18 protein-coding genes and 1 pseudogene are annotated in these 21,457 nt (G+C 74.5%); 10 read left to right on the top strand and 9 right to left on the bottom strand.

Going from position 1 to position 21,457, the window contains the following annotated elements; genetic code table 11:
• Positions 1 to 8: 8 nt before the first annotated feature.
• Together C8E97_RS20490 and C8E97_RS20485 are read right to left on the bottom strand one after the other, a co-directional pair.
• On the bottom strand, positions 9 to 155 hold the full coding sequence (locus C8E97_RS20490; RefSeq protein WP_121007155.1) for a DUF1059 domain-containing protein: 147 nt from the start codon (positions 153 to 155) through the stop codon (positions 9 to 11).
• Positions 156 to 219: 64 nt separating this feature from the next.
• Positions 220 to 1,155, bottom strand: a complete 936-nt coding sequence (locus C8E97_RS20485) for a cation diffusion facilitator family transporter (RefSeq protein ID WP_121007154.1) — start codon at positions 1,153 to 1,155, stop codon at positions 220 to 222.
• Between the two features lie 66 nt (positions 1,156 to 1,221).
• On the opposite strand from C8E97_RS20485, the gene C8E97_RS20480 reads away from it, so the two are divergent.
• The 4 genes from C8E97_RS20480 to C8E97_RS20465 all read left to right on the top strand — a co-directional run bounded on the left by C8E97_RS20480 (position 1,222) and on the right by C8E97_RS20465 (position 5,813).
• Positions 1,222 to 1,563 (top strand): ArsR/SmtB family transcription factor, encoded by a 342-nt coding sequence (locus tag C8E97_RS20480; RefSeq protein WP_121007153.1) that lies wholly within the window; start codon positions 1,222 to 1,224, stop codon positions 1,561 to 1,563.
• Between the two features lie 256 nt (positions 1,564 to 1,819).
• Entirely contained in the window at positions 1,820 to 4,381 is a 2,562-nt protein-coding gene (locus C8E97_RS20475) for a DUF4118 domain-containing protein (RefSeq protein ID WP_170211929.1), read from the top strand.
• Positions 4,378 to 5,058 carry a response regulator gene (locus C8E97_RS20470; protein ID WP_121007151.1) on the top strand — a complete coding sequence of 227 codons (681 nt, stop codon included), beginning with the start codon at positions 4,378 to 4,380 and terminating at the stop codon, positions 5,056 to 5,058. Before C8E97_RS20475 ends, C8E97_RS20470 begins: the two co-directional genes overlap by 4 nt.
• A 68-nt stretch (positions 5,059 to 5,126) precedes the next feature.
• The gene (locus tag C8E97_RS20465) at positions 5,127 to 5,813 is read left to right on the top strand and encodes a DJ-1/PfpI family protein (protein WP_121007150.1); all 687 of its coding nucleotides are present in this window, start codon (positions 5,127 to 5,129) and stop codon (positions 5,811 to 5,813) included.
• 249 nt (positions 5,814 to 6,062) lie between these two features.
• Here C8E97_RS20465 and C8E97_RS20460 read toward each other — a convergent pair whose 3' ends face one another.
• Positions 6,063 to 6,350 carry a hypothetical protein gene (locus tag C8E97_RS20460; protein ID WP_121007149.1) on the bottom strand — a complete coding sequence of 96 codons (288 nt, stop codon included), beginning with the start codon at positions 6,348 to 6,350 and terminating at the stop codon, positions 6,063 to 6,065.
• Between the two features lie 598 nt (positions 6,351 to 6,948).
• On the opposite strand from C8E97_RS20460, the gene C8E97_RS20455 reads away from it, so the two are divergent.
• Positions 6,949 to 7,170 carry a hypothetical protein gene (locus C8E97_RS20455; protein WP_121007148.1) on the top strand — a complete coding sequence of 74 codons (222 nt, stop codon included), beginning with the start codon at positions 6,949 to 6,951 and terminating at the stop codon, positions 7,168 to 7,170.
• 175 nt (positions 7,171 to 7,345) lie between these two features.
• On the opposite strand, the pseudogene C8E97_RS36850 reads toward C8E97_RS20455, so the two are convergent.
• Positions 7,346 to 7,711, bottom strand: a pseudogene (locus C8E97_RS36850) (transglycosylase SLT domain-containing protein); the annotation flags it as partial.
• An 895-nt stretch (positions 7,712 to 8,606) separates the two neighbouring features.
• Here C8E97_RS36850 and C8E97_RS20445 point away from each other — a divergent pair.
• Positions 8,607 to 10,199, top strand: coding sequence for a TlrC/CarA/OleB/SrmB family ABC-F type ribosomal protection protein (locus tag C8E97_RS20445; protein ID WP_121007146.1), 1,593 nt, complete (start codon positions 8,607 to 8,609; stop codon positions 10,197 to 10,199).
• Between the two features lie 509 nt (positions 10,200 to 10,708).
• Positions 10,709 to 10,963, top strand: a complete 255-nt coding sequence (locus C8E97_RS20440; protein ID WP_121007145.1) for a hypothetical protein — start codon at positions 10,709 to 10,711, stop codon at positions 10,961 to 10,963.
• Between the two features lie 118 nt (positions 10,964 to 11,081).
• On the opposite strand, the gene C8E97_RS20435 is transcribed toward C8E97_RS20440, so the two are convergent.
• The gene (locus C8E97_RS20435; protein ID WP_246019041.1) at positions 11,082 to 11,588 is read right to left on the bottom strand and encodes a DUF4232 domain-containing protein; all 507 of its coding nucleotides are present in this window, start codon (positions 11,586 to 11,588) and stop codon (positions 11,082 to 11,084) included.
• A 350-nt stretch (positions 11,589 to 11,938) separates the two neighbouring features.
• Between C8E97_RS20435 and C8E97_RS20430 the strand changes: the two genes are divergently transcribed.
• On the top strand, positions 11,939 to 12,760 hold the full coding sequence (locus C8E97_RS20430; protein WP_121007143.1) for an SDR family NAD(P)-dependent oxidoreductase: 822 nt from the start codon (positions 11,939 to 11,941) through the stop codon (positions 12,758 to 12,760).
• A 199-nt stretch (positions 12,761 to 12,959) separates the two neighbouring features.
• Here the strand turns inward: C8E97_RS20430 and C8E97_RS20425 are convergent, their stop codons facing one another.
• Positions 12,960 to 13,889, bottom strand: coding sequence for a lysyl oxidase family protein (locus C8E97_RS20425; protein ID WP_121007142.1), 930 nt, complete (start codon positions 13,887 to 13,889; stop codon positions 12,960 to 12,962).
• A gap of 131 nt (positions 13,890 to 14,020) precedes the next feature.
• On the opposite strand from C8E97_RS20425, the gene wecB reads away from it, so the two are divergent.
• Positions 14,021 to 15,133: a non-hydrolyzing UDP-N-acetylglucosamine 2-epimerase gene (gene wecB, locus C8E97_RS20420; protein ID WP_121007141.1), complete on the top strand. Its 1,113-nt coding sequence runs from the start codon at positions 14,021 to 14,023 to the stop codon at positions 15,131 to 15,133.
• On the opposite strand, the gene C8E97_RS20410 is transcribed toward wecB, so the two are convergent.
• A complete protein-coding gene (locus C8E97_RS20410; RefSeq protein WP_281275447.1) occupies positions 15,056 to 16,960 on the bottom strand; it encodes an FAD-dependent oxidoreductase in 1,905 nt (634 codons plus the stop codon). The two genes, wecB and C8E97_RS20410, sit on opposite strands and share 78 nt — an antisense overlap.
• The gene (locus C8E97_RS20405; RefSeq protein ID WP_121007140.1) at positions 16,957 to 17,757 is read right to left on the bottom strand and encodes a glycosyltransferase; all 801 of its coding nucleotides are present in this window, start codon (positions 17,755 to 17,757) and stop codon (positions 16,957 to 16,959) included. The genes C8E97_RS20410 and C8E97_RS20405 overlap by 4 nt, the downstream gene beginning before the upstream one ends.
• Before the next feature lie 384 nt (positions 17,758 to 18,141).
• Here C8E97_RS20405 and C8E97_RS20400 point away from each other — a divergent pair, with 384 nt between their 5' ends.
• On the top strand, positions 18,142 to 19,542 hold the full coding sequence (locus tag C8E97_RS20400; protein WP_246019040.1) for a sugar transferase: 1,401 nt from the start codon (positions 18,142 to 18,144) through the stop codon (positions 19,540 to 19,542).
• 840 nt (positions 19,543 to 20,382) lie between these two features.
• Here C8E97_RS20400 and C8E97_RS20395 read toward each other — a convergent pair.
• On the bottom strand, positions 20,383 to 21,447 hold the full coding sequence (locus C8E97_RS20395; RefSeq protein WP_246019039.1) for a glycosyltransferase family 4 protein: 1,065 nt from the start codon (positions 21,445 to 21,447) through the stop codon (positions 20,383 to 20,385).
• Positions 21,448 to 21,457 lie beyond the last annotated feature (10 nt).

Here is a 21,457-nt window from a genome sequence, read left to right as displayed (position 1 = left end):
GTGGAGGCTCAGTAGGCCATGAACAGGATCTCGTCCCGCGAGTAGTCGTGGCCGGGGTGGTTCTCCTTGAGGTGCTGCTGGGTCTTCGCCACCAGCTCGTCCTCGTCCTGACCGGTGATCCGCTCCCCGCAGGGGCAGGTGATGTTGCGCTTCATCGTGTCCTCCGCTGCCGATCTTCCGCTCCCGACTGTACCGGCGGGAGAGCGGCGGCGTCGGGCGTCAGCGGGTGTCCGGCTCGGTGTGCACGACGACCGCGGTGAGGCGCGGGATCGTGGCCACCAAGCGGTTTTCCACGTCGTGCGCGATGCGGTGCGCCTGTTCGACCGTGAGCGTCGCGTCGACGGCGATCGCCAGCTCGGCGCGCAGGCGGTGGCCGATCCAGCGCATCCGCAGGCCGTCGGCGCGCCGCACACCGGCCACCTGCGCGGCCGTGTGCTCGGCCAGGTCCACGGTGCGCGGGTCGACGGCGTCCATGAGCCGGTCGAAGACCTCGCGGGCCGCGTCGCGCAGGACGAACAGGATCGCGGCGGTCATGCCCAGTCCGACGAGCGGGTCGGCCAGGGGGAAGCCGAGCGCGACGCCCGCCGCGCCCAGGACGACGGCCAGCGAGGTGAAGCCGTCGGTGCGGGCGTGCAGGCCGTCGGCGACCAGCGCGGCGGAGCCGATGGACCGGCCGACCCGGATGCGGTAGCGGGCCACGAGTTCGTTGCCGGCGAAGCCGACGACACCCGCCACGGCCACGACCCAGAGGTGCTGGACCGGGCGCGGGTCGAGCAGGCGCTGCACCGATTCCCAGCCGACCAGGACGGCCGAGGCGGCGACGAGCAGCACGACGACGACGCCCGCGAGGTCCTCGGCGCGGCCGAGGCCGTAGGTGTGCCGCCGCGTGGCGGCGCGCCTGCCGAGGGCGAACGCGATGCCCAGCGGCACGGCGGTGAGGGCGTCGGCGAAGTTGTGGATCGTGTCGCCCAGCAGGGCCACCGAGCCGGTGAACAGCACGAGCGCGAGCTGCACGACCGCGGTGGCGAAGAGGGCCGTGAACGACAGGACGAGGGCGCGGATGCCGCGTCGGCTGGTTTCGAGGGCGGTGTCGAGGCGTTCGGCGCTGGTGTGGCGGTGCCCGTGCCCATGCCCATGACCGTGGTGGGTGCTCACGGTGCTACCTTATCTGCGCACATACGCAGATACGCAAGTGCGCGGACAGGCCGGTACGGTGGTGCCATGCACACCTCGCTGCCGGATTTCGACATGCCCAACGAGGAGCAGGTCCACCTCGCGGCCGAGACGTTCCGGCTGCTCTCCGACCCGACGCGGGTTCGCGTGCTGTGGGCGCTGCTCCAGGGCGAGTCGTCGGTCGCGTGCCTCGCCGAGCTGGCGCGGGCGACGCCGACCGCGGTCAGCCAGCACCTGGCGAAGCTGCGGCTGGCGGGCCTGGTGAAGGGGCGGCGAGAGGGCACGTTCGTGTACTACTCGGCCGCCAACGACCACGTGCGCGGACTGCTGGCGCAGGCGCTGTTCCACGCCGACCACCTCGACCGCGCGGGCGCGACCACGGCGACCTGAGCGGTCGCGGGGCCGGTCGCCGCCGGTGCCCGGCGTCCTGCCCGCCGACGCGTCGGCGGCGCGCCGAACGGAACGTGCCCGCGCCGCCGACCCGGTCCGCCACCGAGCGGGGCGTCGTCCACGTGGCAGGCCCGGCGTCGAGCGGGACGTGTCCACCCGGCCCGCCGCCGGGAGGGCGCGGGCCGCCGCCGCGACGGGTGCCCGCCGGTCCGGACCGCCTTGTCGTGCGACGCGGCGCGGCGAGGAGACTGGCAGCGTGGAGAGCACACGCAAACGCGGGGAGCTGCGGATCTACCTGGGCGCGGCGCCGGGTGTGGGCAAGACGTTCGCCATGCTGGGCGAGGCGCACCGCCGCCGGGAACGGGGCACCGACGTCGTCGTAGGACTGGTCGAGACGCACGGCCGGGAGAAGACCTCGCGGCTGCTGGAAGGGCTGGAGCGGTTGCCGCGCCGGAGGGTCCGCCACCGCGGCGCGGAGTTCGCCGAGCTGGACGTCGACGCCCTGCTCGCCCGCGCGCCCGAGGTCGCCGTCGTGGACGAGCTGGCCCACACCAACGCGCCCGGCTCGCGCAACGCCAAGCGCTGGCAGGACGTCGAGGAGCTGCTGGAGGCGGGCGTCGACGTGCTGTCCACGGTCAACGTGCAGCACCTCGAATCGCTCAACGACGTGGTCGAGCGCATCACCGGCGTCCGGCAGCGCGAGACGGTGCCGGACGAGGTGGTGCGCCGCGCCGAGCAGGTCGAGCTGGTCGACATCACGCCCGAGGCGCTGCGCAGGCGGCTGGCGCACGGCAACGTCTACGCCGCGCACCGGATCGACGCCGCGCTGGGCAACTACTTCCGGCTGGGCAACCTGACCGCGCTGCGCGAGCTGGCCCTGCTGTGGGTGGCCGACCAGGTCGACGTGGCGCTCCAGCGGTACCGCAGCGAGCAGTGCATCACCGACACCTGGGAGACCCGCGAACGGGTCGTGGCCGCGATCACCGGCGGCGAGGAGAGCGAGACGCTGATCCGGCGCGCGCGGCGGATCGCCGTCCGCGCCGGCGCGGACCTGGTGGTCGTGCACGTCATGCGCGGCGACGGGTTGACCGGTGCCGCGCCGCACCTGCTGGCGCGGTTCCGCCGGGTCACCGAGGACGTGGGCGCGACGTTCCACACGGTGGTGGGCGACGACGTGCCGACCGCGCTGCTGGAGTTCGCGCGCGGCGTCAACGCGACCCAGCTCGTGCTGGGCACGTCCCGGCGCTCGCGGCTGGCGCGGGTGTTCGACGAGGGCATCGGCGCGGCGGTCATCCAGGCGTCGGGCCCGATCGACGTCCACATGGTCACCCACGACGAGGCGCGGCGCGGACCGCGCCGGCGCGAGGGCCGCAGCCCGCTGACCCGCGGCCGGGTGCTGCTGGGCTGGGCGCTGGCGGCCCTGCTGCCGTGCGCCGTGACCGCGGTGGGCGCGCTGTTCCGCGCCGAGCTGACCTTCTCCACCGAGCTGATCGGGTTCTTCCTGGCGACGGTGGTCGTGGCGCTGGTGGGCGGCCTCGGACCGGCGGTGGGCGCGGCGTTCGCGGGCGCGGGGATGCTGAACTTCTTCTTCACCCCGCCGTACTACAGCCTGGCCGTGGCGACGCCGGAGAACCTCGTCACGCTGGTCGTGATGCTCACCGTGGCGGTGCTGGTGGCGCTGGTGGTGGACCGGGCGGCCCGGCTGTCCCAGCAGGGCGCGCGGGCCCGCACCGAGGCCGCGCTGCTCGCCTCCTACGCGCGGACGGTGCTGACCAGCCCGCACCCGCTGGCGCGGCTGCTGGAGAAGGTGCGGGAGAACTTCGGGCTGGAGTCGGTGGCGCTGCTGGAGCGCCGGGGCGGCGAGTGGGAGCGGGTCGAGTGCGCCGGCGCGCGGCCGTGCGACGGGCCGGACGACGCGGACGTGGACGTGCCGGTGACGGCCGACGTGCACTTGGCGCTGCGCGGCCGGGCGCTGCCCGCGAGCGACCAGCGCGCCCTGGAGGCGGCGGCCGGGCAGGCGCTGCTGGCGCTGCGGCAGCAGCGGATGGTGGCCGAGACCGCCGAGGCGCAGCGCCGCGCCGAGGCCACCGAGCTGCGGACCGCCCTGCTCTCCGCCGTCGGCCACGACCTGCGCACGCCGCTCACGTCGATCAAGGCCGCGGTCGGCAGCCTCCGGGACCCCGAACTCCGCCTGTCGGCCGAGGACACCGGCGAGTTGCTGGAGGCGGTGGAGGTGTCGGCCGACCGGCTGGCCGGCCTGGTGGACAACCTGCTCGACTCGTCCCGCCTGGCGACCGGCGCGGTGCGACCGCTGCTGCGGGCCGTGACGTTCGACGAGGTGGTGGCGCGGGCGCTGGCGGGCATCGACGAGCGGCGGCTGGTGTCGGTGGACGTCGGCGAGCAGTTGCCCGCCGTGCTGGCGGACGCGGGACTGCTGGAGCGGGTGGTGGCCAACGTGATCGACAACGCGCTGCGGCACGGCAGGCTGAGCCCGCGCCGGCTGGTGGACGTGGACGGCGACGGCACGATCGCCGTCGACGAGCCCGAGATCGCGGTGCGCGCCAGCGCCTACGGCGACCGGGTGGAGCTGCGCGTGGTCGACCACGGCCGGGGTCTGCCGAAGAACGCGGCGGACGCCGTGTTCGCGCCTTTCCAGCGGCTCGGCGACCGCGACGCCACACCCGGCGTCGGCCTGGGGTTGAGCGTCGCCAAGGGTTTCGTGGACGCGATGGGCGGCTCGATCGCCGCCGAGGACACACCGGGCGGCGGGTTGACGATCGTCGTCTCGCTGCCGGTCGCGGAGGTGGCGGTGGCGTGACCACCGTGCTGGTCGTCGACGGCGACCCCCGGCTCGTGCGCGACCTGCGCGCCACGCTGGCCGCCAACGGCTACCGGGTGCTCACCGCGCACGACGGCGCGTCCGCCCTGCGCGAGGCGGAGGCGGGCCGGCCGGACGTCGTGGTGCTGGACCCCGGCCTGCCGGACGTGGCCGGGATGGCGGTGATCATCGCGCTGCGCGCGTGGTGCACCACGCCGATCGTGGTGGTGTCCGCGCGGGCAGGCTCGGCGGAGAAGGTGGCGGCGCTGGACGCGGGCGCGGACGACTACGTGGTCAAGCCGTTCGGGACGGACGAGTTCCTGGCGCGGCTGCGGGCGGCGGTGCGGCGCGCCGGTCACCGGCGGGCCGGCGAGCCGCCGGTGGTGCGCACCGCCTCGTTCACCGTCGACCTGGCCGCGAAGAAGGTCCACCGCGACGGCGCGGAGGTGCGCCTGACCCGCACCGAGTGGGGGCTGCTGGAGGTGCTGATCGCGGCCGGCGGGCAGCCGGTCGGCCGGCGCGAGCTGCTGGACCGGGTGTGGGGCGCGGGCCACGAGACGGCGACCCACTACGTGCGCGTCTACCTGGCGCACCTGCGCCGCAAGCTCGAACCCGTGCCCTCCCGGCCCCGCCACCTGCTCACCGAGCCGGGCCGGGGCTACCGCTTCCAGCCGTGACGTGCGCGAGCCGGGAACTTCCGCCCGCGGCGGTCCGACTGGTTGGACACCCGACCGGGAGGACTCCTATGGAACGCCGAACGTTCATCCGCGCATCCGCGTTGTCCGTGGGCGGCCTGGCGGCCGCGCCGGCCGCGCCGGCCGCGTCGGCGGCGAGCCCGTTGCGCGTGCAGGTCCTGGTGTACGACGGGGTGGAGGAGCAGGACTTCGTCGCGGCCGTGGAGGTGTTCGGGCTCGCCGGGAAGCTGAGCGGCGGCGCGCTGCGCACCACGCTCGTCGCGGTCGGCCGCCCCGGCACCGTCACCTGCACCTACGGCACGCGGGTCGACGTGACCGCGAGCTGGTCGCCGCACGAGGCGGACGTGCTGGTCGTGCCCGGCGGCGGCTACACCGACCGGACCGGGCCGGGCGTGCACCGGCTGATCGCCGACCGGGGTTTCCTGCGGCGGCTGGCGGGCGTCGCGGCGCTGCCGGTCGGCATCTGCACGGGCGTCATGGTGCTGTCGGCGGCGGGCCTGACCCGAGGGCGTCCGGCGACCACGCACAGCGGGGCCAAGGCGGACCTCGCGGCGCAGGGCGCGACCGTCGTGGACGCGCGGGTCGTGGACGACGGCACGCTCGTCACCGGTGGCGGCATCACGTCCGGGCTCGACGTGTCGCTGTGGCTGGTGGAGCGGTTCCTCGGCGCGAAGTCGGCCCAGCGGGTGGAGACCGTGCTGGAGTACGAGCGGCGCGGGACCGTCTGGCGCGCCTGAGCACCGGCGCCCGCCGCCTTGACGTCCCTGCCCTGACGTCCCTGCCCTGACGTCGCAAGCCCTGACGTCGCCAGCCGTGATGGCGCAAGCCCTGGCGGCCCGGCCTCGACGTCATCGCGGGTCTTCGTGATGACGTCGAGGCGGCGGGCGGCGGCGCGCGACCCGGCGACCTGTGCCGCGTTCGGGCCGCGCGCCGCCACCGGCCAGGACGCCGTCGCGGTTCCCGCGAGGGCGGCGGGACCGCGCGCGTCAGGGCGCGATGTCGGTGGCGAACACCCGGTAGTTCCAGGCCGCGTTGCCCACGTTCTTGAACTCGACGTGGAAGTGGACCCCGTCCGGTTGCAGCGCCGTCCACACGCGGGTGGTCTCGACCTGGAACGTGCCGGGCAGGAGCTCGCCCGCCTTGAGCGGCACGGGGATGGGCGAGAAGAAGATGGTGCGGTTGCCCGGCACCACGCCCGTGCCCCACGTCGCCGTCTGACCGGGCTGGATCGTCCCGCCCCAGCCCTGCATCTCGTAGTACTTCACCGTCGCCATGCGCGAACTCCCTCGTCCCGACGCGTGCCCGGAGGGCCGGGCGGCACACCCGACCCGCTCGGATCATCGCGGCGGGGCCGGCCGCCGGTGAGGTCCGCGGGGGCGGTCACCGGGGCGGTCCGCGAGGGCCGGATCACCGCCCCGGCCACCGTTGCCGGGGCCGCCGGGTGGCGCGCCCGGCCGGTGACCTGGCGGCTCCGGCAGGTGGATGTCCGGCAGGCGGGTGTCGGTGGCCCGCGAACGTCCGGGCGAATGCGAATTTCCTGCGGATTGCTCGGCGACCCGGAGAATGTCGCCTGGACGAGGCACAATGTCGAGTTGGACCGGGCATCGCCGACCGGCGGGGCCCGCGACCGCGCGGCACCGGGGCGCACCGCGCACGCGCCACCCCCTGAAAACAGGCTCTGAGCTGCGGATTACAGGATCGTGCAAGCTATTCACACGGTCGGCCGTCCAGACTCGTACCCGAGGCGGCCTTGCAGCCAGGGGGCCAGGGGGGCCAGGGGGGAGGGCCGCCTCGCTTAAAACTTGGTGTCCGCCCGGGGCGTGCGCGTTCCGGGCGCCCCACCGGTCTCCCGCCAACCAACCGGGAGGACTCGTGACCACGGGTCGTCTGCTGCCCGGCGTCTTCGCCGAGCAGCGCCACCTGGTGCCGGCGAACGAGCCCGCGCACCACTCAGCCCACGTCGGCGACCGGTACCGCGCGGTGTGCCGGGCGCTGTGCCTGCCGACCCCGGACCGGGGTTGCTACACGTGGCGGCACTGGCCGATCTGCCCGAACTGCGCACGCCACCTGTCCGTCACGCCCGCCGTCGCCTGACGACGCGCCGCGGCCCGCTCCGGCCGGCGAGCCACCGCGACCCGCGAGCCGCCGTGACCTGACCGAGCCCGCCGCGACCTGATGGGCCCACCCCGACCTGACCGAGCCCGCCGTGGCCTCACGAGCCCGCTGCCGGGTACCGGCGACGAAGGGGCCCCGCCGCGATCCGGGAGGATCAGTAGCCGCGGTAGCCGGTGCCGTTGTTGATGCCCACCAGGCCGGGGTGGCGGTCGAAGCCGCCGTACCGGGCGTAGGTGTACCGGACGCCCGCGATGATGTTGTCGACCGGGTTCAGGATGTTGTCGTGGCCGGGCAGCTTGAACGCCTGGAACGTCGGGTCGATGCACTGCATCAGGCCCTTGGACGGCGTGCCGCGCGCGGCGTTGGAGTCCCAGGTGTTCACGGCGTTCGGGTTGCCGTTGGACTCCTTCTCGATGATCGTGTAGATCTCGTCGACGCTGTCCTCGTTGATCGGGGTGCCGTTGGCCGCGAGGATCGCGATGGCCTCCCGTACCCAGCCCTCGACCTGGCGCTGGTGGGGCGACTTGCGCGCCTCCTCGGCGTCCTTCGCGTCCTTGGCGGCCTTCTCGGCGGCGGCCTTCTGGCGCGCGGAGTAGCCGTCCTGCGCGACACCGCTGGCCTGGCTGAACGCCTGGAGCGCGGTGAGCTGCTCCTGGCGGATGATGCGCGCCGTCTCGGAGCCGAGGTCGATGGCGTGCACGGTGTCGACCTTGCCGGTGCGGACGTGGTCGTCCGGCAGGCCGCCGAAGTCCGCGCCGCCGGCGACGGGGTCGAACGAGCCGCTGGTCACCGCGTGTGCCGCCGCGCCCGCGCCGGTCACGATGCCGACGGCGACGGCGACGGCCGAGAGCCGCTTCGGCAGCGTCCGGTCGGGTTCGGCGCGGTGCGCGCCGATGTGGCCCGGGGTCTGCGCGCTGACCGTGAAGACGGTCGGCTGCGCGCCACGGGGTTTCCGGTGGCGAGCCAAGGGTGGTGCCTCCTGCGTCGGGGAAGTCCGATCGACCGACGACCTGGCGGGGAGTCCAGGCCGGGCCCGTCCGGGGGATGACGTGCCCGTGTCCTTCCAGTGATCGAACCGTGATCTGCGCCGGCGAACGTAACCGTTGGTGACTTCGAGTGGCAAGCAATGCCCCTTTAGTGGTGACCCTCCTCACGTTTGTTGACAACAGCGCTACTCACGGTCAACAAGTGGATGCTGCGGTGCCGCGTGCGCCGAACGGCGGGCCTGCGAGCGGGCTCACGAAGTCGATCTCTTGTCCGCCCGGCCCGACGCGGGTTAACCTGATCGGCGATATGGGCACTTTGATCTTCCTGTGATCGGACGCGCGTCCGCGTGGAGCACGGCTCCGCGGCGCGCACCCTCCTCCTCCACCCGATCGACTCGGTCCGCTGTCGGCCGAGAACAGGAGCCTGCCTTGCGCACCGCGCAACTGACCCTTCGCGCTGTCACCAAGCGCTACACCGACCACGTCGTGCTGGACGAGGTATCCCTGACCGTGAAGCCCGGCGAGAAGGTCGGCGTCATCGGCGACAACGGCTCGGGCAAGTCGACCCTGCTCGCGCTGATCGCCGGCGAGCTGACCCCCGACAACGGCGACCTGACCGTGGTCGCGCCCGGCGGCGTCGGCTACCTGCCGCAGACGCTGGACCTGCCCCCGGAGGCGACCGTCGCGGACGCCGTCGACCTGGCCCTGGCCGACCTCCGCGACCTGGAGGCGCGCATCCGGCGCGCCGAGGACGACCTGACCGACCTCGACCACTACGCCGACCTGGTGGAGCGGTTCGAGGCGCGGGGCGGCTACGAGGCCGACACCAGGGTCGACGTCGCCCTGCACGGCCTCGGCCTGCCGGGACTGGACCGCGGCCGGCGGCTGGGCACGCTGTCCGGCGGCGAGCGGTCCCGGCTGGCGCTGGCGGCGGCGCTGGCGTCCGCGCCGGAGCTGCTGCTGCTGGACGAGCCGACCAACGACCTGGACGACCAGGCCGTCGCGTGGCTCGAACAGCACCTGTCGGCCCACCGCGGCACCGTCGTGGTGATCACCCACGACCGCGTGTTCCTGGAGCGCATCACCGCCACCGTCCTGGAGGTCGAAGGGGGACGCGTGACCCGCTACGGCGACGGCTACGACGGCTACCTCGCCGCCAAGGCCGCCGACCGCGCCCGCCGCCTGCGCGAGCACGAGGAGTGGAAGGGGGAACTGGCCAGGCACCGCAGGCTGGCCGAGTCGGCGGTGGCCCGCCTGGGCGCCATCCCCCGCAAGCTGCCGCTTGCGGTGTTCGCGGCGGGCCCGTTCCGGGCGCGGGGCCGGGGCCACGGCGCGATGAGCCGCGTCCGCAACGCCAAGGAGCGGCTCGCCCGCCTGACCGCGAACCCCGTCGCGCCGCCGCCGGAACCGCTGCGGTTCGACGCCCGGATCACCGCGCCCGCGGACCGGGGGTGGGTGGCCGAGCTGGCGGACGTCCGGGTCGGCGACCGGCTGCGCGTGCCGCACCTGGCGATCCGGCCCGGTGAGCGGCTGCTCGTCACCGGGCCGAACGGCGCGGGCAAGACCACCCTGCTGCGCGTGCTGGCCGGCGAGGTGGAGCCGGACGAGGGTCGGGTCACGGTCCCGCCGAAGGTGGGCCACCTGCGGCAGGAGGAGCTGTCGTGGCGGCCCGGCCTGACCGTGCTGGAGGCGTTCGCCCTCGGTCGCGGACACCCCGAGGACCACGCCGACGAGCTGCTGGCGCTGGGCCTGTTCGCGCCCGCCGACCTGCGGCTGCGGCTGGGCGAGCTGTCCTACGGCCGGCGGCGGCGCGCGGAACTGGCCCGCCTGCTGGTCGAGCCGGTGGACCTGCTGCTGCTGGACGAGCCCACCAACCACCTGTCGCCCGCGCTGGTGGAGGAGTTGGAGCACGCGCTGGTCGACTACCCCGGCGCGCTGGTGGTGGTCACCCACGACCGCCGCACCCGGTCCCGGTTCGAGGGCACGCGCCTGGAGCTGGTCGAGGGCGTGCCGGCGGCGTAGCGCGAAGCCGGCGGGGTCCCGGCGTCCGCGAGCGAGGACGGGTCGGTCGTGGACGCCGATCCCTCCGTCGTGGACGCCGGTCCCCCGACCGGGCGTCCCGGCTGGGCACGGTCACCCGCCGGTGGCGAACCGCCCGACGCCGGCCGTGCGCGGCCGGGCCCGGCGCTGCGCGGTGCCGCGCCCGGTGACCGCCGGGTAGCCCGTGACCTCGTCGGACACCGAGATCAAGATCACAACGGCGCTGTCCGGTGGTGGGCGCGGACGGCACCGCGGCGGCCGTGCGAGCCCCGGACGTGGAGCGCGCCGACCGGCCGGCCACGGCGCGAGTACCGTCACGGGCGGTGCGGCGTGGTCCGTTCGGCTGAGTCCGGTGGAGGGGCGGACGCCCGCCGGCCGTGACCCGCCGTGGAGCGCGGGACGCGAGAATTATGCTGTCCGGTGCGCCCGGCGCCGAGCGACCGGGAATCGCGCACGCACGGGGCAGCGGACATCTACGGACAGGCGGGCTGATGGCGGGGCAGTACGGTCGATCTTCGGGGCAGCGGCGACCGGCTTTCGGGCGGGTCGACCCGTTCTGCCTGTTCGCCGTGGTGCCGATGCTGCTGCTGGCGGGCCTGCTGTTCTGGGGCGGCCTCCCGGAGGTCGCGATCGGGCTGATCGTGCTCTCCGCGCTGCTGGTGGTGTTCGACTCGTGGACCAACCGGCCGGTGAAGGTCGTCGAGCCCGAGTACGACGACGACTACGAGCAGCCGGGCCGCTACTGACCTGTCGCCGGTCCGCCGGGGAGGCCGGTCCGGTGTCCGGTGTGACCGCCCGGCATCCTTGTCGGGACGGTCCGCGCGGCACGCGGTCCGGTGTGGACCGCGGGGCCGCCGGCGGGCGTCAGGGCGTGGTCCACGGGCTCACGCCGAGCCGTCCGGTGCTGCCCAGGTCGATGGTCACGGCCGGGGCGTTCTCGCGCCACGGCTCGCCGTCGGCGGGCAGCCTCGGCACGAACGTCCGCCGCGGTCGCCCGGCGGTCGGCGCGATGTCGATCCGCGTGCCCACCCTGGGCGGGTTCGTCGTGTCGTCGTAGGTGTTGCGCCACACGAGCCCGGTGCTCGCCGTGTCACCCGGCTGGAGGGTGATCTCCCGAGGCGGCGCCTCGAACGAGTCGATCCGCGAGATGCCCTCCGACCCGTGCCGGACGTCGACGTCGAGCACGTCGCCGTCCTCGTCCAGCAGCTTCAGGTCGGGGTAGCCGTGCACGGCGTACGGAGTGGTGCCGCAGTTGCGCATCCGCAGGGACAGCACTCGCAGGCCCATCGCGGCGTCGGCCTCGTGCGCGGTGATGACGACCCCGTCGGCGGGGCACGGCGGCGCGGTCGGCGCGGACGACTCGGAAGGCACGGAAGGCACGGGCGACCCGGAAGGCGCGGTCGGTGGCGCGAGGGCCGGCAGCCGACCGGCGGACGGGGCGCCGCACGCGGCCAGGACCAGTGGCAACGCCACGCAAACCAATCGGCCTCTCACCCGGTGACTATTTCACAGCGCACTTCGCACCCCCGTCGGCAGCCCGCGACGGCACCTGCCCCGCTCACGCCCACCCGGCCGCCACCACCTGCCTCGGTACCCCGCCACCACCCCGTGCTCGCTCGACGGAATGGCGCGCCCGTCGCGCACGGGTGAAACTCTGTTGCGAGGAGTCAGGAACTCCGGCGGCGGCACCCCGGCGGGTGCCCGGCCCGGAAGGGAGGGACATGCTCAAGTACCGGTTCACCGGCGGCACGGCGGTGGTGACCGGCGCGGCCGGCGCCCTGGGCGAGCAGCTGGCCCACGGCCTCGCCGCGCGGGGCAGCGACCTCGTGCTCCTCGACCGCGACGCCGCGCGCCTGGACGAGGTCGCCCGCGCGATCCGCGACCGGTTCCCCGAGTCGGACGTCGAGCCCAGGGTCGTCGACCTCGCGGACCTGCCGGGCCTCGCCGCGCTGGCCGACTCCGTCGTCGCCGCCCACCCCCGGATCAGCCTGCTGGTCAACAGCGCGGGCGTGGCGGCGGGCGGCACGTTCGAGCGGGTGACCGCCGACGAGTTCGACCGGGTCGTGGCCGTCGCCTTCCTCGCGCCGGTCACCCTGACCCGCCTGCTGCTGCCGCGGCTGCTGCGGACGCCCGCCAGCCACGTGGTCAACGTGTCCGGGCTGTTCGGCCTCGTCGCACCGGCCGGCCGGACGGCGCACGCCGCCGGCGAGTTCGCCCTGCGCGGCTTCTCCGAGTCGCTGCGCCACGAGCTGGCGGACCGGGGGATCGGCGTCACGACCGTCCACGCGAGCGGCATCCGCGCCGACGCGCGCGCGACCGGCGAGCCGGCGCGGGCGTCCCGGTTCGCGAAGCTGATCGGCTACCCGGCGGACCGGGCGGCCCAACAGGTGCTCCGCGCCGTCGAGTACCGCAAACCACGCGTCCTCATCGCGTTCCCGGCGCACGCGGCCGACCTGCTCGGCCGGCTGGCCCCGCGCGCCGGCCCGGCCGTGCTGAGCCGCCTACAGCCCGACGAGCACCGCGACGACGCCACCACCGGCTGACCGCCGCCCCCGGCACGGGCCGGCCCCCGGCACGGGCCGGCCCGCGTGCACCCGCTCGGCCCGGCCGTGCTCCACCACGTGCACGTCTCGCGCACCACCCGTGCCGGCGGGGTGGCGGGGATCGGCCGGGCGACGGCGGCGACCGGGCGGCCGTCGCCACGCGTGCGGCGACCACCGGGGCACCGCGCCCACGTGCGGCCTACGCGCAGCGCTCCCGGCCGGGGCAGCTGCGCAGCAGTTCGACCTTCGGCGGCGCGGTGATCACCCGCGGGCGCGCACCACCGCCCGGCCACCGCACCGAGATCGCGATCGACGAGGCGTTGTTGTCGTAGCTCTTCTCCACGAGGGTGCGGTCGGGGTTGGCCACGTTCACCACGTCGTACACGCCCGACGGCACGTCGGTCAGGTCGAGCCACTGGTAGTCGACCCGGTAGTCGTAGTCGTCGCCGGTGCCCACCGAGATGCCCTCCACGACCTCCAGCGCCGACGGCTGGTGGTGGCCGCACCGGTTGTCCCGCAGGAACGCGGCGAGCCTGCCCTCGGGCGTGCTCGCGTCCGTCGGCCGGTTGGGCAGCTCGCGGGCGTCCGGCGCCTCGTAGCGGTCGCCCAGGCAGAAGCCGTTCTTGCGGTCCGTCACCAGGGTCGCGCCACCGGTCGTGCGGAGCCGGAAGTGCTCGAAGCCGAGCAGGTGCCAGTGGACGTGCGCGGGCGCGGGCTCGTAGTACACCGTCGACGGGATCGCGTGCTGGGCCTCGTCGAACGTGCGGGGTATCGACCGGTCGCCCGAGGACTGGAACGCCTGCCGGGCCCTCATCGCGGGCTGGTCCACCGAGTCGCGCTCGCCGTAGATCACCAGCGGGCCGTCGCCGACGTTGTCGACCGCCGTGGTGAACCGCAACCGCACCGCCGCGATCGGACCGGAGTCCACACAGGACCCGCTGGGCGCCGCCACGTCGGCGACCGGGCACACGTCCCACGCGGTGCAGGACCGCGGGTCCACCCGGGCGCCACCGGGGCAGCCGATCGGGGCTTGTCTGAGGTCGGGGAGGAGGGGTCTGTCCGTGGCGGGCGCGCCCAACGCCGCCGCGGTCATCGCGGCGGCCGCCGCGGCCCGGAGTTTGCTGATCACCCCAGGCAACCTAGTGGCGGCGCGGTGCGGCCGACACCTTCCTTCACTCGATCGATTGAGGCGCAACGGAATCCGCCCTCCCGGAACCTAAGGTTCCCGCCGTTCCATGCCATCGGGCACCGAGGAGAACCTTGAACACCGTCACGCTCGTCTGCGGCACGCGCCCCGAGCTGATCAAGCTCGCACCCCTGATCCGGCTGTTCGGGCCGCGCGCGGTCGTCGTCTACACCGGGCAGCACTACGACCGCACCATGTACGAGCTGATCCGCCGCGACGTCGCGGAACCCGGCGGCTACCACGAGTTCGCGCTCGGCGGCGCGCGGCGCGGCACGCAGCTCGGGCGGGCCGTGGCGGCGGTCGACGACGTGCTCGCCGGCCGCCGCACGGCCGCCGTCGTGGTGCAGGGCGACACGACCTCCGCGCTCGCCGGAGCGTTGGCCGCCAACGCGAACGACGTGCCGCTCGTGCACGTGGAAGCGGGCCTGCGCAGCTTCGACCGCGCGATGCCCGAGGAGCACAACCGGGTCGCCATCGACCACCTCGCCGACCTGTGCTGCGCGCCGACCGCGCTCAACCGCGCGAACCTGGTGGCGGAGCGGATCCCCGTCGACCGGATCGCGGTCACCGGCAACACCGTCGTGGAGGCGCTGGAGGCGGCGGCGCCCGGCCCGGAGGCCGAGCAGGCCGTGCTGTCGGCGCACGGCCTGCGCCGCGACGGCTACGCGGTCGCCACCATCCACCGCCCCGAGAACGTGGACGACGCGGCGACCCTGGAGACGATCCTGCGCGAGCTGGCCGCGCTGCCGCTGCCCGTCGTGCTGCCGCTGCACCCGCGCACCGCCAAGCGCGTGGCGCACTTCGGCCTGGAGCCGCTGCTGGCCCGCCTGCGCGTGGTGGCGCCGCAGGGTTACCCGGAGTTCCTGGCGCTGGCGGGCGGCGCGGCCGTCGTCGTCTCCGACTCGGGCGGCATCCAGGAGGAGGTCAGCGTCCTGAAGCGGCCCGTCGTGGTGGTGCGGCGCAGCACCGAGCGGCCCGAGATCGAGGGGACGTTCGGGACGCTCGTACCGCCGGGACCGGGTGTCGGCGCGGCGGCGCGGGCGTGGCTGGACGACGTCGCCGGCCACCGGGCGCGCCTCGCCGGCATCCCGTCGCCCTACGGCGCGGGCTCACCGTCGGCGCGGATCGCCTCCGCCCTGGAGGAGCTGGTCGGGGAACCCCTCGCCGCCGCCGCGCTGGTCGGCTGACCGGCCACCGGGCGCACCCGGAACCGGCTCGCCGGCGGCGGGTGCGCCCTGGACCGGTGCGCCGGCCGGGGGTGCGCCCGGAACCGGTGCGCCGTAAGCGGGTGCACCCGGAACCGGTGCGCCGACTTGGGGCGCATCGACTTGGGGCGCACCGGTTCCGGACGCACCGATCTGGGACGCACCGACCTGGGGCGCACCGACCTGGGGCGCACCGACCACCGCACCGTCGAGCACCGCCCCGCCGGCCGTGCTCCCGGCGGGACCCGTTGCGCCACCCGGACTTCCGCCGAGGTCGACCACCGCCCCGCCGGCCGCGGCGGCGCCGTGAGCCGCCCCACCGCGAACCGCGTCGACCAGCACCCCGGCGACGCGGTTCGCCAGGCCGACGCTGGAGTTCCAGCTCGTCACCGCCGGGTACACGTGCGCCGTCGTGGCGAGCAGCAACGGCGTCCCCGCGACCTCCACGGGCGGTCGGCGCGACAGATAACCCAAGGGGTACACCGGTTCCACGAACGGCGCCTTGAACACCCGCACGTCGTTCACGTCCGCCGAGGTCAGGTCCGGGTACAGCCCCACCAGCTGCTTGGTCCAGCGCGCCGCGATCCGGCGCGGGTCCGCCCGGTACAGCGCGGACTCCCGGTCGGTGTAGCGCATCACGTACACCAGGTGCCGCCCGTCGACCGGCCCCGTCAGCGCGGACATCCCGATCACACCGTCGAAGTCCGTGCCCGACCGCACGACCGGGGCCCAGTAGTGCGGCGACAGCGGGCGCCTGAGGAAGAACAACGCGTTCACCACGCCCTGGTACGGCAACCGCACGTCGGGCAGCAGCGGGAGCAGGTCGGCGTCGGCGACCTCCCGCAGCACGGGCAGCGGCAGCGTCGACACCACCCGGTCCGCCGGCACCGTGCCGCCGCCCGCCACCGTCACCAGCGCGCGCCCGCCGTCGACCGCGAGCCGGCGGACCGGGGCCGCGGTCCGCACCACACCGCCGGCGCGCTCGATCGCGGACGCCAGGGCGTCGATCACCGCCTTGTAGCCGCCCGCCGGGTAACCCCGCACGGAGACGTTGCTCTCGCGCCCCAGCCGCTCCCACAGGTACAGCGCGGGCACGTCGCCGAACGCCGCGCCGAACTTGGACCCGAACATCGGCGCGAGCAGCCGCCGCCACACCCGGTCGCCGTAGACGCCGCGCAACCAGTCCTCGGTGCGCAGCCGGTCGAGGTCCTTGCCCCGGCCCAAGCGCCGCAACAGCAACGACACCACGCCGAACCGCACGCGGTCGTGCGGCGGCAGCGGCCGGAACCGCAGCAGGTCCAGGGCGGAGTTGAACGGGTAGTGGCAGCCGTCGACGACCATGCCCATGCTGGTGCGCCGCCAGCGCACGGCGTCGCGCAGGCCCAGCTCGCCCAGCAGGCCGAGCAGGTCGTCGTCGGTGGGCATGAGGCAGTGGTAGAACCGCTCCACCCAGCCGTTGCGCCACCGGAAGAACGTGCCGAGCCCGCCGAGCTGGTCGCTGCCCTCCAGGAGGGTCACGTCGGCGCCGGACCGCGCCAGCCGGTACGCGGTGGCGAGCCCGCAGATCCCGCCACCGAGCACGGCGACCCGCGTGCCCGCCAGCGCCTTGCCGTCCCGCGTGCCGGCCGTCTGCACGTCCTGCGCGCCTGCCACCACTTGCGCGTCCCGTGGGGCCGCCATCGCCGTCGCGTCCCGCGCGCCGGTCGCCCGCGCGTCCCGTGGGGCAGCCGACGAATCACCGTCCAACGGGCCCGCGCCGCCCGCCGCCCGCACCCCACCGCTCCCGCCGCCGTCCACCCCGTCCCTCACAGCGGTCGGTAGGGCGCGGGGGCGAGGCGGTCGCGCACCAGCAGCTTCAGGTACTGCGCGACGGTCCGCCACAGCCGGAGCTTGCTCGGGCCGCGCTTGCGGTCGTACCGCAGCCGCAGCGGCACCTCCGCGATCACCGGTCGGCAGTGCCGCAGCTTCAGCAACAGCTCCACCATGCACGCGAACCCGCGCTCCTCCACCAGCCGCTCACCCCAGTGGCCCGCCGCCCGGTCCAGGAGGCTGACCCGGTAGGCCCGGAACCCGCTGGTGAAGTCGCGCACCCCGTCCACCCGCAGCACCTGCCGGAACAGCACGGCCGCGCCGCGCGACAGCACCCGGCGGAACGCGGGCGCGGTGGCGTCGTCGCCGCCCTCGACGAACCGCGAGCAGATCACGACGTCCGCGCCCGCCGCGATCTCCGCCCGCAGCGCGGCGATCAGCGCCGGGTCGTGGGTGTCGTCGGCGTCCATCACCACCACCAGGTCGTCGTCCTCGGCCACCGCGAGCACGGACCGCAGGCCGGTCTGCACCGCCTGCCCGAGCCCGAGGTTCTCCGGGTGCCGCACCACGTGCACGTCCAGTCCGCCGACCTCGGCCACCACGTCGGCGGTGCCGTCGGACGAGCCGTCGTCGACCACCCAGACGGCGACCTCCTCGGTCCGGCCCACCTCGGCGAGCCTGCGCAGCAGCGGCGGCAGCGAGGCGGCCTCGTTGTAGGCGGGCAGCACCACGTGCGCCCGACCGCGGGTGCGAATGGCGCCCGGTGCGGCGGGCGCCTGTCGTTCGTCGACGGCCACTTGTCGACCCCATTTCCATCGTTCCGGGTTAGCGGGCCAGAATTATTCGCCTGGGAACTCGGAGCGGGTCCTCCCCACCCCGGTGTTCCGCGCGCCCGAGTGGTGACGGGAAGCCGCACGATATGCCGATCTTGGTTACCGAAAGGAGGGTTATTGCCCTCGGAAGAGTGACATCGTGGTGTCTCTTGGGATCTTTTATGCAGTTAGTGATCAGAATGCTCGTTCGAGTGAACTCGGTCGGTTTACGTCCGGCACCGCGTGGTGCGGTGCCGGACGGCGGTCGGCCGGTGGAAAGGACATCGTCGGAATGTGGTGTGGCTTGGCGTTGGCGCTGCGGAGCCCCGGCTGTAGAGCACCGTGGGTCGCGCGGGAAGGTGACGCGTGGTGAACCGGGTGGGTGCGACGGTCGCGGCACCGGCGGCCCCGCCGGGACGCGGCGGGCCCGAGCCGGGGCGTGACCTGCTCGGCCGGGTCAACGCGGTGGCGGTGCTCCTGGTCGTGGTCGACGTGGCGGCGCTCGCGGCGGCGGCGGTGTCACTGGATCGGGTGGCGGTGTGCGGTGCCGGGGCGGCCCTGCTCGCGGTGCGGGCTTCCTGCCGGCTCTACCGGCGGCGGCTGTGGTTGTCCTGGCTGCACGACGTGCCGCGGTCGGTGATCGCGACCGCCACGGCGTTCGCCCTGGTCACCGGCGCGTGCCTGGTGCTCGGCACCAGTCCGGGCACGACTGCGGCGGCGCAGTGGGCCATCGTCTACTTCACTGCATGGAGTGAACCCGCTCGCCTGTTCGTGTTCACCGTCGGCCGCTGGGCGCGCCGCCGCTTCCACCGCTGCGACCGGACCATCGTGGTCGGCGCGGGCGACGTGGGCGCGACGCTGGCCGCCGCCATGCTCCGGCACCCGGAGTTCGGCCTGCGCCCGGTCGGCTTCGTCGACCCCGCGCCCGCGCTCGACCCCGCCGACCTGCCCGCGCCGCTGCTGGAGGGCAACCTCGCCGACGCCATCACCCGGCTGCGCGCGGGCACCGTCGTCCTCGCGTTCTCCCGCGCGGCCGACTCGCCGCTGGTCAACGCCGCCATCACCGCCCACCGGCTGGGCTGCGCGATCTTCGTCGTGCCCCGGATGTACGAGCTGTACCAGGACGGCCCCGACGTCGAACGGCTGCGCAGCTACCCGCTGGTGCGGCTGAGCACCGCGCCGACCAGCCGGCCGAGCTGGTGGGTCAAGCGGGCGGTGGACGTGGTCCTCGCGGGCGTCGCGCTGGTGGCGCTCGCGCCGGTCATCGCGCTGTGCGCGCTGGCGGTCGTGCTGGAGAGCGGTCGACCGGTGATCTTCCGCCAGGTCCGCGTCGGCATGGACGACCGGACGTTCGTCCTCTACAAGCTGCGCAGCGTGCGGATGACGGACCAGGACGACTCGCAGGTCCGGTGGTCGGTCGTCGGCGACCGCCGGGTGGGCCCGGTCGGGCGGTTCCTGCGCCGCACGTCCCTGGACGAGTTGCCGCAGTTGTGGAACATCCTCCGGGGCGACATGTCCATCGTCGGACCGCGCCCGGAGCGACCGGGTTTCGTCCGGGAATTCTCGGCGGTGCACGACCTGTACTGGGCACGGCACCGGGTGCCGACCGGATTGACCGGGTTGGCGCAGGTCCACGGCTTGAGGGGGGACACCTCGATAGTAGAGAGGTCCCGTTACGACAACTACTACATCGCCAATTGGTCGTTGTGGCTCGACGTGAGAATCCTGTTGTCGACGGTGAGCGAGCTGTTGTGCCGGCGGAACCGCTGATCCGCGACCGCACCCGGCGACCGTTCGCCGGTCCGCACACGCGCCGGCACTGTTCGTCCACGGCGGACTACCGCACGTCCGCCCCCGACCCACCGGGACAGCCGACAACGACAACCACCCACACCCCAAGAACCGCCACGACCGAACGCGCACATCCCGAGGCCGGCCGCCAACCGGTCAGGGCAGGCGGGCGGGTGCTCTTCACCCTCGTCCCGGCGCTCTCGATCTTCTCGGCTTCAAGGCCAGGGGTTGTCGCTGTCCGCTCCCTGCACACAGGCCCCGGTTTTCACGACTCCGAGGACTGCCGGCTGCCGGGCGTTGGTGGACTGCCGTCCCCGGCGGAAGGCCGTTCCCGATGATGCGGTCCCGTTGCTCGGTGTCCCCGGCTTGAGCCAGGACCTGCTTGCTTCGGCGAGCGTTGAGCCCGTGGTTGCCCGTCTGCCGTCAAGCTGCGTATTGCGCGCGCGGTCGTTGTGCTGGGGATGAGGTGGCCTTGGCGGCCGGCCCTGCGTTGGTCGGGCGTAGGGCTGCGGTCGTTGAGTTGGTGGAGCGTTGCGGGACTACCCTGTGCATCTGCCGACTCGGGGAAGTCTTGGTGGAGGACGTCGTCTTCGCCAATGCCGGGGTGACGAGTTGGTCCCGGTGGCGGAAGCATCCGCCTGTTCACGGGCGCGGCCTGCCACGGCGACCGCGACCGCCGGGCCACGCCGACCGTCGAAACGTTCCCCGGCGCGGACCACCGCGTCCGGACCGAGGGCAGCGCCCGGCTACCTCGACACCCTGACCCGGTGGATCACCGACCGGACCGGTGACCAAGGGGCCTGATCCCGCGGGTCGGTGTCAGGACAGCAGTTCCCGGTAGAGGGTCAGGTGTCGTCGGGCGCAGACGTCGGGTGCGAAGCGCGTTCGGGCGCGTTCGGCCAGCGCCCGGCCCGTGCGGCCCGGATCCGGGTCGGCGAACAGGGCGCGCAGGCGGGCCGCCAGGGCGGCCACGTCGCCCGCCGTCGCCAGGTTCCCGGTGCCGGCCAGCATGTCCGCGACACCGCCGGTGTCCGTGGCCACGACCGGCTTGCCCGCCGCCATCGCCTCCGCCACGACGAGCGGCTGCTGCTCCAGGGTCGACGGCAGGACCAGGGCGTCGTGCCGGCGCAGCTGGGCGGGCACGTCGGCCCGGAAGCCCAGGAAGTCGACGCGGCCCGCCAGGTCGCGGCGCGCCTGCCGTTCGGCGACCACGCGCAGCGGGCCGTCGCCGATGACGGTCAGCGAAGCGTCGGCCGGCATGACACCGGGCAGCGCCAACGCCTCCAGCAGCGACAACAAACCCTTGCGCGCCACGAGGAGGCCGACGAAGACCAGCTTGCGCACCGGTCCGCCGGGCGGGCAGGAGCCGGGCAGGTCGACGCAGTTGTCGATGTGCGTCACCCGGTGCGCGGGCACCCTCAGCCGCCGCACCAGGAAGTCGCCCATCGACGGCGCGGGCACGATGGTCCGGTGGAGGAACCTCGCCACGCCCGCGTCCGCCGCCAGCACGGTTCGCGTGTAGCCCGACGGACCGGCCGCGCCCCGCGCGCCCCGGAACCACTCCTCGCCCACGTCGTCCGGCACGCCGTGGTAGGTCTGCACGACCCGGTGCCGCCACCGCAGCGCGGCGCTCACCAGCCCCGCCCGCCGGTCCTGGGCGTGCACCACGTCCGGCCGCCACGCGCGCAGCGCCCGCCGCGCCCGCCACCCGGCCCGGAGATCGCCCTTGCGCTCGACCGGCACCTCCTCGTGGTGCCCCGCGACCAGCTCCGCGCCGCGCGACGGCACCGGTCCGAACACCCGCACGTCGGCCTCGCCCGACGCGATCAGCGTCGCGGCCAGCCGCACGGTGACGTCCACCGGACCACCCCTGTCCTGAGTCACCAGGTAGGCG

The sequence above is a fragment of the Saccharothrix australiensis genome (assembly GCF_003634935.1).
GTDB classification, from domain to species: Bacteria; Actinomycetota; Actinomycetes; order Mycobacteriales; family Pseudonocardiaceae; genus Actinosynnema; species Actinosynnema australiense.
Note: the sequence above shows the minus strand (reverse complement) of the source record. Positions and strands in the feature narration are given on the sequence as shown.